General features: G+C 61.8%; 11 protein-coding genes. 5 read left to right on the top strand and 6 right to left on the bottom strand.

Going from position 1 to position 13,784, the window contains the following annotated elements:
- Positions 1-36: 36 nt before the first annotated feature.
- Complete coding sequence (locus ASU23_RS09485; protein WP_058037792.1) at positions 37-1,635, bottom strand: ABC transporter substrate-binding protein; 1,599 nt, start codon at positions 1,633-1,635, stop codon at positions 37-39.
- 174 nt (positions 1,636-1,809) lie between these two features.
- Positions 1,810-2,424 carry a TetR/AcrR family transcriptional regulator gene (locus tag ASU23_RS09480; RefSeq protein WP_058037791.1) on the bottom strand — a complete coding sequence of 205 codons (615 nt, stop codon included), beginning with the start codon at positions 2,422-2,424 and terminating at the stop codon, positions 1,810-1,812.
- 104 nt (positions 2,425-2,528) lie between these two features.
- Between ASU23_RS09480 and ASU23_RS09475 the strand changes: the two genes are divergently transcribed.
- The 5 genes from ASU23_RS09475 (at position 2,529) to ASU23_RS09455 (ending at position 8,511) form a co-directional block, all read left to right on the top strand.
- Positions 2,529-3,080, top strand: coding sequence for a MarR family winged helix-turn-helix transcriptional regulator (locus ASU23_RS09475; protein ID WP_003939926.1), 552 nt, complete (start codon positions 2,529-2,531; stop codon positions 3,078-3,080).
- A gap of 109 nt (positions 3,081-3,189) precedes the next feature.
- Entirely contained in the window at positions 3,190-4,389 is a 1,200-nt protein-coding gene (locus ASU23_RS09470) for a homogentisate 1,2-dioxygenase (protein WP_030535304.1), read from the top strand.
- On the top strand, positions 4,386-5,255 hold the full coding sequence (locus ASU23_RS09465; protein ID WP_058037790.1) for a hypothetical protein: 870 nt from the start codon (positions 4,386-4,388) through the stop codon (positions 5,253-5,255). The genes ASU23_RS09470 and ASU23_RS09465 overlap by 4 nt, the downstream gene beginning before the upstream one ends.
- Positions 5,252-6,442: a fumarylacetoacetase gene (gene fahA, locus ASU23_RS09460; protein WP_054188907.1), complete on the top strand. Its 1,191-nt coding sequence runs from the start codon at positions 5,252-5,254 to the stop codon at positions 6,440-6,442. Before ASU23_RS09465 ends, fahA begins: the two co-directional genes overlap by 4 nt.
- Before the next feature lie 176 nt (positions 6,443-6,618).
- Positions 6,619-8,511: an FAD/NAD(P)-binding domain-containing protein gene (locus ASU23_RS09455; protein ID WP_253741265.1), complete on the top strand. Its 1,893-nt coding sequence runs from the start codon at positions 6,619-6,621 to the stop codon at positions 8,509-8,511.
- 50 nt (positions 8,512-8,561) lie between these two features.
- On the opposite strand, the gene ASU23_RS09450 is transcribed toward ASU23_RS09455, so the two are convergent.
- The 4 genes from ASU23_RS09450 to ASU23_RS09435 form a co-directional block, all read right to left on the bottom strand.
- Positions 8,562-10,985 carry an ATP-dependent Clp protease ATP-binding subunit gene (locus ASU23_RS09450; protein ID WP_058037788.1) on the bottom strand — a complete coding sequence of 808 codons (2,424 nt, stop codon included), beginning with the start codon at positions 10,983-10,985 and terminating at the stop codon, positions 8,562-8,564.
- A gap of 114 nt (positions 10,986-11,099) precedes the next feature.
- Positions 11,100-11,615: a hypothetical protein gene (locus ASU23_RS09445; RefSeq protein WP_037128543.1), complete on the bottom strand. Its 516-nt coding sequence runs from the start codon at positions 11,613-11,615 to the stop codon at positions 11,100-11,102.
- Between the two features lie 12 nt (positions 11,616-11,627).
- Positions 11,628-12,827 (bottom strand): MFS transporter, encoded by a 1,200-nt coding sequence (locus ASU23_RS09440; protein WP_082661370.1) that lies wholly within the window; start codon positions 12,825-12,827, stop codon positions 11,628-11,630.
- Positions 12,824-13,726, bottom strand: coding sequence for an NAD(P)-dependent oxidoreductase (locus ASU23_RS09435; protein WP_003939725.1), 903 nt, complete (start codon positions 13,724-13,726; stop codon positions 12,824-12,826). Before ASU23_RS09435 ends, ASU23_RS09440 begins: the two co-directional genes overlap by 4 nt.
- Between the last annotated feature and the right edge of the window lie 58 nt (positions 13,727-13,784).

Raw genomic sequence — 13,784 nt, 5'->3', positions numbered from 1 at the left:
TTTGGTAGTGGGCACTACCAAAAAGGCGCACGGGGGTCAGCTCAACCACGTGTTGCCGAAGAGCAGAATCCCGTCCGCACTCGGGGTCACTCCGTGGACGTTCTCGCGCCACGGGATGAAGACCTTGCCGGAGTTGACCACGGCCATCGGCGCCGTCTCGTTGACCACGGTCTGAATATCGTCGATGACGGCTCGCCGCTCATCCTCGCCCGACGCTGTTTGCAGCTTGCCGAGCAACTCGTCCATCCGAGCGTTCTTGTAACCGAGGATGTTCGACGGCGATTCGCTGAACAGGTTGCCGTACATACGCACGAACGGTGACTCTTCCAGCACGTTGAACGCGAAGTAGGACACGTCGTAGTCATGCTTTGCGTACAGCATGGAAATCAGATCGTTGATGCTGGTTGCGTAGGTGATGTCGACCGTGAAACCCACTGCCTGCAAGAGCGACTGAAACGTCAGTGCGCTGCGCTGCGTCGCCGGATCGTTCATCCCGACGTACGTCAGTTTTCCGTCGTAACCGTCCGCCTTCGCCTCGGCGAGATACTTCTTGGCCGCCTCGGGGTCGAAGCCGTTCCCGGCCACCGATCCGTGCCACTGCGACCACGACGCGAACATGTCGGTGCCGGGTTCGCCGAAGCCGCCCTGAACTCGCTCGTTGAACGTATTCGGGTCCACCGCAGCGACAATCGCCTTACGCACGCGCTCGTCCTTCGCTGCCCGATCGTCGCGCTGATTGATTGCCAGAACTCCGGCCATGCTGGCCGAGTACACAAATCCGGGATCACCGGCTTCGAAAGCCTCGTGAATGAAGTCGGGAGACTTCAGATAGGCAACCTGGATTCCGTCGGTGTGCAATCCTTCCAGTTTGCTCTTCTCGTTGACGATTGCGGGAAAGCGCAACTTCTCGAGGTACGGCGCCCCGTCCCAGTACGTCGGACGGGCAGCGAGCACCAATTCGTCCTGGGAGGCGAACTTCTCGACGGTGAACGGGCCTGCCCCGATCGGGGTGAACGTGCCGGTAGCCATCGACGAGGGCGCGACGATCATGCCGGGACCGGTGGTGAACATGATCGGGAACTCGTCCCACGGCTGCGCCAATGTAAAGACGACCGTACTCGGATCCGGTAAATTCGTCTCGCGCACAGCGGTCTTCCACACCAGCGCGTGAGTTCCCTTCTTCTGCAGATAGTGATCGATGCTCCACAGGACTGCCGCACTGTCCATCGGAGTGCCGTCGCTGAAGGTGACGCCGTCGCGCAATTTCAGTGTCCACACCGTGTTGTCGCCGTTGGCCGACAAGGACTGCGCCAAGTGGGGGACGTATTCGCCCGCCGCCGTATCGAAGCGCATGAGAAGGTCGTAGATGGCTGCCATTTCGCTACCACCGGTAGCGCCGCCGTCCTGACGGTCAGCCGGATCGAGGCTACTGATCCCGTTGTAGGTGGCAAACGACACGGTGCCACCCGAGCGCGGCTCTCCCCCGTTGTTCTGGTCACCGACAACTCCGACCGTCACGTCCGATGCATCCGTGGTCGTACCTTGGCTACTACCGGCGCACCCCGTCACCACCAGCGTCGCCGACGCCAGGACAACCATCCAGATTCGAGCGCGGACTCGGTACGAGCGCTTCATTGCGACTCACTTTCACAGTTCACGGATACGTCGATCCCTGGATCGGACACCCCGACATATTTGTAAGTGAATTCTAGGTAAGGTCTCGTCCTGCGTCTTCGTTTTCACAAAGCCGAAGCGATAATTCGCGTTCATGACAGCAGAAACAAGAACTGAATTCTAGGTTGCAACCGTTCAGCGAATTACCAGTCCGATGACGTCTTCGACGTTCCGCTGGGCCTCTGCGAATCCGAGCCGGCCACTGGTCCACAGCGCAAGGGCCGTCAACATCGTGCCGCCTATTGCCACGGCCGCAACCCTCGCCGTCTCGGCCGGGACGCCGTCCATCAACTCGAACAGCATTCTCCGATGTGCCGCTGCGCGCAGATCCAACGACTCGATCACGAACTGATCCGAGGACGAATGGAGTTCGATCTCCAACCGAGCGAAGTAGGGCCTACGCTCGAATGCCTTCAACTCGCGGCGATGAAGTGCCAGAACCCGCTCGTACGCGTTGTTCTCGCCACCGTCTGCCCGCAACTTCTCAGGACGACGGACCGATTCGAGACCGCTCCACGCCGTCATCGCCGCAGCCAGAAGTTGCTGTTTGGTCGGAAAGTAGCGATACAGCGTTCCGAGTGCGACGCCTGAACGCTCCGAGACGTCTTTCATCTGGATTCGATCCGACGGCATCTCGGCCAGCATCTCGACCACCGCCGTGGTCAGTCGTCGTCTCCGCTCGAGTTGCCCCACCGACATGAGGTCGACGTCCAAGGGAAACTCGTCGCTGCGCGCAGTCACGCGCGTCACGATAGTTCAGAATCCCGACCGCAGTGCCGGGTTGCGAAGTTTCATCGTAACCCCGAGATCTAATACACGGATTAATCAACTGTAGATCGCGCTAGGGTTAGTCCATGACTGACCGGACAACCGATGACCAGCCAACCGTCGGCGTGCTGAACTTCTGGTCGTTCATCGAACTGGCCAACAAGCGACTGGCCACCGAACACGGCTTTCGCGACCAGCTGGCCACCGAGGTACTACTGACACTCAATCGGGCTTCCAACGTGGTCACCTACGATCTCGAGTCGTCGATCCACCGCCCTCGCGGCTGGTCATGGTCCTCCTTCAGGCTGTTGTTCGTCACCTGGCTGGCCGGTCCGATCGAGCCGAAGGCTGCCGCCGAGCTCACCGGCATGAGTAGGGCAGCGGTCTCCAATCTGTCCAAGTCGCTGCTGGCAGACGGATTGATCGATCGTCGGCCCACCGAGAACGACGGCCGTTCCGTCCAGCTGTACCTGACCGACAAGGGCCGAGAAGCCATGGTCGAAGCCTTTCGCGAGCAGAACGAACGCGAACACGCCTGGGTAAGCGTCCTGAGCGAGGCCGAACAGCGAATTCTTGTCATGCTCCTGGACAAACTGATCACCAACCGCAGCCAGTTCGACGTACGCGGACGTAACTGACATAGACCCCAACCCCCTTGGAGGGTTGCGCTCATCACATCATTTTAGTTAATGTGTTTACTATCTGGTGGAGGTGAGCCAGGCAGAACAGCACAGAAGGAGCCCCGTCATGGCGTTCTATCGACAACTCGGCAACATCCCACCGAAGCGTCACACCCAACACCGTGACGAGTCCGGCAACCTCTACTACGAAGAACTGATGGGAGAGGAAGGTTTCTCCTCGGATTCTTCGTTGCTGTACCACCGCGAGATCCCGTCGGCCATCGTCGACGCAACGGTCTGGGAACTGCGCGATCAGAGCACAACCCCCAACCATCCCCTCAAACCTCGCCATCTGAAACTCCACACGCTGTTTCCCGAAAGCACCTGGAACGAGACCGACGTGGTAACCGGCCGTCGTCTCATCCTCGGAAATGCCGACGTGCGATTGTCCTACGTCGTTGCGGCAGCGCCATCTCCCCTGTATCGCAACGCAATCGGCGACGAGATGGTCTACATCGAATCTGGCGAGGCGACCGTCGAGACCGTCTTCGGTGCACTCGAGGCCAGTGAAGGTGACTACGTCCTGATCCCGATGTCCACAACGCATCGATGGATCCCCAAGGGTGACAAGCCACTTCGTGCCTACGCCATCGAGGCGAACAGTCACATCGTCCCGCCCAAGCGCTATCTTTCCCGCTTCGGCCAGCTGCTCGAGAACGCACCGTTCTGTGAACGAGACCTGCACGGACCGATCGCGCCCATGATCGCCGAAGGAACCGACGTCGAGGTACTGGTCAAGCACCGAACGTCGGCGGGCATCGTCGGCACCCGAATGGTTTATCCCACGCACCCTTTCGATGTCGTCGGCTGGGACGGCTGCCTGTACCCGTACACCTTCAACATCTCCGACTACGAGCCGATCACGGGCCGTGTTCACCAACCGCCGCCGGCGCACCAGGCGTTCGAGGGGAACAACTTCGTGATCTGCAACTTCGTTCCGCGCAAGGTCGACTACCACCCCCTGTCGATCCCGGTGCCGTACTACCACTCGAACGTCGACTCGGACGAGATCATGTTCTACTGCGGCGGTGACTACGAGGCGCGCAAGGGTTCCGGCATCGGTCAGGGTTCGATATCGATTCATCCCGGCGGCCACGCCCACGGACCACAACCCGGCGCCTACGAGCGGAGCATCGGCGCCGAGTTCTTCGACGAGCTCGCCGTGATGGTCGATACGTTCCGGCCCCTCGAATTGGGTGAGGGAGCCCTGGCGTGCGAGGACGAAGCGTACGCCTGGAGTTGGGCAGGGCGGGGGCCTAGGCAATGACGATCATCTCCCCACTCCTGCGCGGCCTGTGCGACGACGCAGCACTCTTCCCACCCGGCAATGCTCCTCTCGCCGAGGCAGTTCCGGCCCACGCCGCCTACCTGCAGGCGGACTACGACGCACTGGTCGGGCCTTTCGTTTTTCCCGCGCCTCGACTGAGCGAACTGGCTGCGTACGTTTCAGCGGACAGCCCGGTGACGCTGAGTCTGACCGTGCCGGCCGGCCCATCCGATACGGCGGCCGCACTCTCGAACGCGCGAGCCATCCCTGGTGTTCACGTCGCCGCCGTCGAGGTGGGAATTCCTGACGGGTTGGACGCCGATGCGGCCTTCGAGGAACTCTCTCGTGTCCATGCCGCTCATCCCGACGTCGACATTTTTGTCGAGGTGCCTCGAGGTGATCGGCGCGCGGGCTATCTCACAGCTCTCGAAACTGCCGGGCATTCCGCAAAGTTTCGCACCGGCGGGATTGTCGCCGAGGCGTACCCGAACGAGGAAGAGCTCGCCGATGCGGTGATATCCGTTGTCCGAGCGAATATCCCGTTCAAGGCGACTGCGGGACTGCACCACGGTGTGCGCAACACCGATCCGGAAACAGGCTTCGAGCAACACGGCTTCCTCAACATCATGGTGGCCGTCGACGCGGCGAGGCGGGGCGCCGATCGTTCGGAAATTGTTGCTGCACTGTCTCAGCGCGATGGAAAATCGATCGCGCAAGCCCTGGCCGACCTCACCGAGGACGAGGCCGGCGAGGTGCGTCGCCGATTCCTCTCGTTCGGTACCTGCAGCATCTCGGACCCTCTGACCGAGCTGGAAGGCCTCGGGTTGATCGTCCGCTCCGACAAAACCGAAGGAACTCTCGTATGACTGTCACGACCATCGACATTCCCGCCGACTCACTGTTCGGTCTCGACAATCTGCCGTACGGGGTCTTCTCCCCCGCGGGAGGGTTACCGCGTGTCGGTGTGCGCGTCGCCGAATCGGTGGTCGATCTCGCAGCGACACTAGGTGATTCCGTCTTCTCCGAACCGACTCTGAACGCGTTCATGGCTCAGGGACGAGATCAGTGGGTATCGGTGCGAAACCGGATCACGGAGCTCGTGACTAGCGAAATAGACTCGAATGCAGTGTTTTCCGTTGATTCGGTGACAATGCATTTGCCGATCGCAGTGGCCGATTACGTCGACTTCTACGCCTCGGAGAATCACGCAACCAACCTCGGGCGGTTGTTCCGCCCGGACGCAGCCCCCTTGATGCCGAACTGGAAGCATCTTCCCGTCGGATACCACGGGCGCTCGAGCACCGTCGTCGTCTCCGGCACCGACATCGTTCGTCCCTGCGGACAGCGGAAGGCACCCGATCAGGAAAGCCCGGACTTCGGACCGTCCCGGCGCCTCGACATCGAAGCCGAGATGGGATTCATCGTCGGAACTCCCTCGAAGATGGGCGATTCCATCACCCCGGACGAATTTGCCGAGCACGTCTTCGGCGCCGTCGTCGTGAACGACTGGTCTGCCCGAGACATCCAGGCGTGGGAGTACGTGCCCCTCGGTCCGAACCTGGGGAAGAGTTTCGCGACCTCCATCTCACCGTGGGTCGTACCCTTGCTCGCTCTCGAAGCAGCCCGAATCGACACTCCGGTGCAGGATCCCGAACCGCTTTCCTATCTGCGTGGTGAAGAGAAGTGGGGGCTGGACATCGACCTGGCCGTCGAGTGGAACGGTCACGTCGTCTCCCGGCCGCCCTACGCCCAGATGTACTGGTCGCCTGCGCAGATGCTCGCGCACACCACCATCAACGGCGCAGCAGCGAGCACCGGCGATCTCTTCGCGTCCGGAACCATTTCCGGACCGGACAAAGATCAGCGCGGCGCCTTCATCGAGTTGACGTGGGGCGGCAAGGAACCCGTAGCTGTGGGCTCCGAGACCCGTACCTTTCTCGAAGACGGCGACACCATCGCCATCTCAGCCACCGCTCCCGGCGTCGGCGGATCACGAATCGGCTTCGGGGATGTTCACGCTCGGATCCTGCCTGCAACGCAAACCGAAAGATAGTGATTGACAACTGTTTGATTCACGCTGATCTGATGTCCGGAATTCCTTGCCTCACGATTCTCCGAAGATAAGCTGGACTAACCATCCAGAGCGATCGAGAGTCCTGGCTCCGTGACGTCGCAGCAACCCCCTCTGCTGAGGTGCGGGTGCTTTCTGCCAGGTCCGATGGAGGACTCGTGCCAGGCGATCGACCCCGTACCTCAGTGGGGACAGCAGCTGTCATCGTGATCGTGGGTGGTGGACCCCGCGGGACCGGCGTACTCGAGCGGATCCTCGCTCACGAATCGGTGAACGCCGATCCCACACCGATCGACATTCACGTTGTCGACCCGTATCCGGCAGGCGCCGGCCGTATTTGGCGAGGCAGCCAGGCGCCGCTTCTGTGGATGAATTCGACAACCGCGGACGTCACGATGTTCACCGACGAGACCACCGCCGTGATCGGCCCGGTGCTGCCGGGTCCGACCCTCGCGGAATGGGTCGCCGAGCGCTCGGCTGAGCTTGCCGAATTCCCAGAAATCGCAGCAGAAGTTCCGACGCTCACCCCGTCGTCGTTTGCATCGAGGTCACTGCAGAGCCGATACCTGAACTGGGTGTTCGAGACTGCAGTCGACTCCGCGCCAGCGCACGTCGACGTTCGAGTTCATCGACGATCCGTGGTCGACATCGTGAACGTCGGCGAGACACAGACAGTTCATCTGGACGACGGAGCTGTCATCGACGCGACGACCGTCCTTCTCGCACAGGGGCACCCCGATGCGTTGCCTGCCCCACGCGAAACCGCGCTGACCAGCTTCGCGTCCGATCACGGGTTGACGTATGTGGGTCCGGGCTACACTGCCGATCTCGACGCCGATGTCATTCCCGAAGGCGAACCGGTTCTGATCGCCGGACTCGGGCTGGCTTTCATCGACTGGATGGTTCTCCTCGCCGAGAGCCGTGGCGGCATCTTCGAACGCGGTGAAGACGGCGTCCTCACTTACGCTCCCTCGGGTCGGGAACCCCTGTTGTATGCCGGATCTCGTCGCGGAGTGCCGTATCATTCCAAGATTTCGTACTCGATCGCTGACGCGCGGCCACCGCTACCGCGGTTCTTCACCGCTGATCTCGTTCCCGGCGACGGACCGTTGGATTTCCGAAACGACATCTGGCCCTTGGCGTCGAAAGAACTGGCAGGCGCCCACTATTACGAGCTGTTCGCATCTCACCCGGATCGGACAGTGGGCACCTGGGAGGAGTTCGACGCCGAATTCGCCTCGCTGGCTTGGGGATCGCCTCGATTGCAGGAACTGGTCGAGAACGCAGTCCCGAAGCCGGAAGACCGTATCGATCTCGAGCGGCTGAACCGCCCACTCGGCGGTGAGCGCTACGACGGGCTTGCCGAGGTCCAGTCCCGGATCACCGAATACATCTCGGCGGATGTCGCGCGGAGGTCGGACCCGTATTTCAGCGCCGACGCGGCTGTCTTCTCAGCGCTGCTGTCGACGTACATGACCGTCGGAGAATTGTTGCGGCGCGGCAGAATCCCGGCCGAATCCGTCGCCAAGGACGTCGAGGGTTGGCTTCATTCGTTCTTCAGCTTCATCGCCAGTGGTCCGCCGCCCGAGCGTTTGGAACAGTTGATCGCCCTCAACGAGGCGGGCATCGTCCAATTCCTCGGGCCGGATTCAGCGTTCTCCACCGAGATCGACCCGGCAACGGGGGCTGGGATCTTTGTCGCTCGCAGTGCGTCGCACACCGACATCGTGGCCGCGAACACCCTCGTCGAAGCACGCTTGCCGGTTGCGTCCATCAGCGCGAGCGGTGACTCGCTCCTGCGGACGCTTCACGGTCGGGGTGAGGCAGTCGAACTTCGTGCGACCGTGGACAGTTCGGCGAAGCTCGCCGTCGACGGTACTTCACGAATTCTCGACCAGAACAACACAGCTCATCCTCGCCGCTTCGCGGCCGGGCCGTGGGTTGCAGGCCACAACTGGTCGGCGGCTTTCCCTCGTCCCCGTACCAATGCAGGGTTCTTCCGGCACAACGATGCCCTGGCGGCGGAGATTTTGGGCGCTACGCGCCTGTGAGCGGTTAGGGAGTCCTGGGACTCCCTAACCGCTCACAGGGGGCTGTGCCCCTAGCTGAACACCAACTCACCCTCGTCAACCGCGACGGTGATACTGCCGCCCTCTTCGAGGAGATCGTCGAGCAGCATGTCGGCGATCTTGTCGTCGACCACACGCTGAATCGAACGACGCAACGGGCGAGCCCCGAACTCGGGTTGATGCCCGTGCTCGGCGATCCAGTCCACCGCGTCGGCAGTGAACTCGATCTCGATGCCCTTGGACTGCAGCCGCTTCCGGCTGTCGTCGAGCAGCAGATCAGTAATCCGGTGCAGTTGCTCGGTGTCGAGCTTGCGGAAGATCACGATCTCGTCGATACGGTTGAGGAACTCCGGCCGCATCGATTCGCGCAACCTGGCCATCACGCGGTCGCGCAGTGGCTTCTCCGCCGACTCTGCATCACCCGTGGTGAAGCCGAGTCCACCGGACTTGCTCGAGATGATGTCCGAGCCGAGATTGCTGGTCATGATCACGACGGTGTTCTTGAAGTCCACCGTCCGACCCTGACCGTCGGTCAGACGCCCGTCGTCGAGCACCTGGAGCAAGGTGTTGAACACGTCCGGGTGTGCCTTTTCGATCTCGTCGAGCAGGATCACCGAGTACGGGTTACGACGCACCTGTTCCGTGAGCTGTCCGGCCTCGCCGTAGCCGACGTATCCGGGAGGAGCACCGACCAATCGGCTGACCGTGTGCCTCTCACCGAACTCACTCATGTCGAAGCGCAGCATCTTGTTCTCGTCTCCGAAGAGTGTGGCAGCCAGAGCTTTTGCGAGCTCCGTCTTGCCGACGCCAGTGGGTCCGAGGAACAGGAAGCTACCGACGGGACGATCCGGATCGCTCATACCGGTCCGGCTACGACGCACGGCACGCGCGATTGCGCGAACGGCGTCATCTTGCCCGATGACACGACCGTGCAGTTCCTCTTCCAGACGGCGCAGGCGATCTTTCTCTGCTTGAGTCATCTGGCTTGCCGGAATACCCGTTGCGCGAGCGACAACTTCGGCGATTTGTTCAGCGGTCACGTCCGGCGTTTCCTCGGAAGGAACCGAGGATCCTGCCTTCTCGAGACGCTTTGCGACGCCGTTGATCTCGTCACGCAGGGTCGACGCCTTCTCGTACAACTCGTCGGCGACGGCTTTTTCCTTGTCGCTCTCGAGCTGCTCGAGACGCTGCTGCAGCGCAGCGGTGTCTACCGTGGCCGTCTTCAAGCGAAGCCTGGCGCCGGCCTGGTCGATCAGGTCGATTGCCTTGTCCGGCAAGAACCTGTCGCCGATGTAACGTGCCGACAGCTCTACCGCAGCGGTGATCGCCTCGTCGGTGTAATGGACCTTGTGGTGATCCTCGTACCGACTGCGCAGGCCGCTCAAGATGGCGATCGCGTCCTCGATCGACGGCTCTCCGACCTGTACGGGCTGGAAGCGCCGCTCGAGCGCGGGATCCTTCTCGATGTTCTTACGGTATTCGTCGAGCGTGGTGGCGCCGACGATGTGCAGTTCACCGCGAGCGAGCTTGGGCTTGAGGATGTTTCCGGCATCCATCGCACCGTCTGCGCCGCCTCCGGCACCGGCGATGGTGTGCATCTCGTCGATGAAGACGATCAGCTCGTCCTTGTGTGCGGTGATCTCGTCGATCACCTTGGTCAGCCGTTCCTCGAAGTCTCCGCGGTAACGGGTACCCGAGACCATGCTCGAGAGTTCGAGCTGGACGATCTTCTTGCCCACCAACGATTCCGGGACATCCCCGTCGACGATGCGCTGGGCGAGACCTTCGACGATGGCAGTCTTGCCGACGCCGGCCTCACCCACCAGGACCGGGTTGTTCTTGGTGCGGCGGGAGAGGATCTCGATGGTCTGTTCGATCTCGTCGGCGCGGCCGATCACCGGATCGACGCCGCCGTTGCGGGCGCGATCGGTGAGATCGATGCCGTACTTGTCGAGCGTCGGTGTGGTGGACTCGTCTTCGACTGGACCGGCTGCGGGATTCTGAACCGCTGCCTGCAGCTTCTCCGGCGTGATGCCGGCCGAAGCGAGCAGACGACCCGGAACATGATCGGGGTCACCGGCCAGGGCGATGAAGAGATGTTCGGGGTCGATGTACGTCGATCCCAGGGCTCGGGCCAGTTGATGAGCCTCGAGTAGAGCGGTTTTCACGGCACTGCTGAGCGCAGGAGCAGAGTAGCCCCCCTGCTCACGGCCTTGTGGCAGCCGCAGGTCGACGGCGTCGACCACGGATTTCGGGTCGGCTCCGGCGCGCTGCATGAGCGTGCGGACCGGATCCTGCTCCGCCATGACGCGGAGAACGTGCAGTGCATCGAGATCCGAATCACCGCGAGCAGCCGCTACACGTGCAGCGTCAGCCATGAGTTGCTGGGTGGCCCTGCTCATGAGCCGGGAAATATCGATGCGACCGGGACCCTCGGGCCCGAAGAATGCTGGCATTCCGAAGCCTCCTTGCAGAAAGTTGAGCGTTACTGACTCAATTAACGTGCATGGGGCTCGATCAATTCCCGCGGCCTCAGATTTGTTTCAACACCATCCAGTCGCCGATCGTTCTCAACTACCGAAAGATCCGGTAGACCGACCGACCGGGTACGCCTCGACGCGCATGATCACCGATCCCGCGCAGGGACCACTCTTGATGTCGGTACGCCACGAACCTTTCAGACTGCCATCGGGCTGAGGTGTGTAATACGCCTCGGAGTGCGCCGGTGCCCACACCTTGGGCACGCCCTCCCCCTGGTAGCAATCCCACTCCCAGTCATAGGGGTGCACCCAACTGGTTCCGTCCCAGGTGTATCGAGCAGGCTGCGGCAACGTCGGATTGGCGGGAGCCGGACCGCCGACCACTGTGGCGATACAGACTCCGCTCGAGCAATCCGTCTCGAACGTGTATGTATCGGAGAAATCCGGCTCCCACTGGCTGGCGGCCAGACTTGTGCCCGTCTTGGTCGCGGCGAAACGCTTGAGCGAGTAATCACCGGACCAATTCGCATCCGCAGCCCCCGCGGGCATCGCTCCGGCGACAAACCACGTAGCAACGAGAGCAACCACCAACAATGACTTCCGCATGCGTGAAGTGAATCACAAGCCATGTCCGAATTGTCGGATACTGACCACAAGAACACCGACGACGATCAGCACCAGCGAAACCAACGGCAATGCTCCCGCACCCCAGTCCGCCAAGATCAGCCCGCCTACGACGCCGCCCGCTGCGATCGCCGAATTGAAGATCGTCACGAAAACCGATTGCGCAGTGTCCACAGCGTCGCCCGTCGTATCCGCGAGCGCCGCCTGAAGGAGAGTGGGAGCGCCTCCGAATGCCACACCCCACGCCGCAACGCTGAGTGCGATCACAGCGAAGCTGTCACCGCCGACGCCCAACGCCGTCAAAGCTGCGGCAAAGACCACCGAGCTCAGCACGGTGAGACTTCGAAGGGCCCGGTCGACAAACACCCCGACCACACCGATGCCCACGAAGGCGAAAAGTCCGAACACGAACAAGACGATTCCCAACCGATCGCCGAAACCGATGCGATCCAGAAACGCCGCCAGATACGTGTACACGATGTTGTGCGCGAGGATCCACAAGAACGCGACAAACAGAATCGGTCGTACGCCAGGCAGGACCAGGACTTTCCGCACCGGCAGCTGCCGATCCGCTTGTTGCCCGGGAAAGTCCGGCATCACCGTGAGTATCCACGCGACCAGAAGTAGCGCAGCAACCGACATCACGGCGAAGACGACGCGCCAATCGGCCAGGGTCCCGAGCCACGCCCCCATCGGAACGCCGATTGCCAACGCGATCGGCTGTCCGACGGAGGCAACCGCAACGGCCCGCCCCTGCAGGTGAGGGGGCGACATCCTGCGTGCGTACCCGGCAAGCAACCCCCACACCACACCTGCCGCCATACCGGCCAGAAACCGAACACCCAAGGTGAGAACAAGATTCGACGAAAGCGCTGTCACCAGATTGAAGACACCGAACCCCAGAATCGCCGACACCAGGACAGCACGCCGTCGCAATCCTCGGGTCAATGCGATCAGTGGTACCGCCCCGACGACGGAACCCAATGCGTATGCGGTGACCAATTGCCCTGCGCCGGAGACCGATACGGACAACCCTGACCCGATCTGCACCAGTAGTCCGGCCGGCATGGTTTCGGTTGTGATCGCTATGAAGCCTGCCATTGCGAGTGCCGACAACCCGGCCAGCGGTAGTGTCCGGACGGAATCGGTCTCCGCCAGTGCCGAAGTCGCCGTCCGGTCCGAGTTCGAGCTCACCTCGTCGGTGTTTCGGGACTGCCTTCACCCGACTGGCCGGAACGGACCAGTTCTGCAATAGACGCCCAGTCCATCTCGCCCTGACCGTTCGCCAGAGCCTGAGCGAGCACGCCTCGAAGTACGCCACCGAACGGCAAATCCAGATCGACGCTGTCGGCGGCGTCGAGCGCAAGCCTCAAATCCTTGAGGCCCAGAGCTGTGGTGAATCCTGCAGGCTCGTACTGACGCGTCGCGACGAGGTTTCCGTAGCTGGAGTAGACCGGCCCCGGGAAGATCGTCGAGGTCAGCAGTTCTACGAGTTGGCTTCCGTCCACACCGGACCTCTCCCCCAATGTGATTGCCTCGCCCAAGGATTGAATCGCGGCGAGGATGAGGTAATTGCCGATGATCTTGACGATGTTGGCCTGCTCCGGACGCTCACCTTGTGGCCACGTGCGAGCACCGATGACGTCGAGGAAGGGTTGCACTCGCTCGAGGAGGGAACTGTCGCCGGCGGCGATGATGTTCAACTGGCCAGCCTGAGCAACAGAAACGCGTCCGAACACCGGCGCCGCGATGTACCCGATGCCGTACTCGGCGTGCAGTGCGGCGGCGCGCTTGGCAAGGTCGACGCTGACGGTGGCCATGTTGACGTGCACGGTTCCACTCGGAACGGATGCGAGGACGGCGGGATCCAGAATGGCCGAAGACACGGCCGAATCATCTGCCAACATCGACAGCACAACACCGGACTGGAATGCCTCGGCAACGGTTTTCGCGCCGATCGCCCCTTCCTCGACCAGTTCGGCTACCGCTTCAGGGCTGCGATTCCACACCGTCACGTCGAAGCCTGCGCCCAGTAGATTTCGAGCGATGGGACGGCCCATCGCGCCCAAGCCGACCACGGAAACAGAAGTCATGGATTTCCCTCTCGAAAGTGCTGAACCATCTAAGACGGTTCAAGACTCTCACACGGGT

Origin of the sequence: Rhodococcus sp. KB6 (assembly GCF_001445685.1) — a bacterium.
Taxonomy (GTDB): Bacteria; Actinomycetota; Actinomycetes; order Mycobacteriales; family Mycobacteriaceae; genus Rhodococcus_F; species Rhodococcus_F qingshengii.
This window is presented reverse-complemented; position numbering and strand designations above follow the sequence as displayed.

Bases quoted from the DNA above. Each gene is read 5' to 3' on its own strand.
- ASU23_RS09485 (WP_058037792.1), bottom strand. From the start codon at position 1,635: ATGAAGCGCTCGTACCGAGTCCGCGCTCGAATCTGGATGGTTGTCCTG.
- ASU23_RS09475 (WP_003939926.1), top strand. From the start codon at position 2,529: ATGACTGACCGGACAACCGATGACCAGCCAACCGTCGGCGTGCTGAAC.
- ASU23_RS09470 (WP_030535304.1), top strand. From the start codon at position 3,190: ATGGCGTTCTATCGACAACTCGGCAACATCCCACCGAAGCGTCACACC.
- ASU23_RS09465 (WP_058037790.1), top strand. From the start codon at position 4,386: ATGACGATCATCTCCCCACTCCTGCGCGGCCTGTGCGACGACGCAGCA.
- fahA (WP_054188907.1), top strand. From the start codon at position 5,252: ATGACTGTCACGACCATCGACATTCCCGCCGACTCACTGTTCGGTCTC.
- ASU23_RS09450 (WP_058037788.1), bottom strand. From the start codon at position 10,985: ATGCCAGCATTCTTCGGGCCCGAGGGTCCCGGTCGCATCGATATTTCC.
- ASU23_RS09445 (WP_037128543.1), bottom strand. From the start codon at position 11,615: ATGCGGAAGTCATTGTTGGTGGTTGCTCTCGTTGCTACGTGGTTTGTC.
- ASU23_RS09435 (WP_003939725.1), bottom strand. From the start codon at position 13,726: ATGACTTCTGTTTCCGTGGTCGGCTTGGGCGCGATGGGCCGTCCCATC.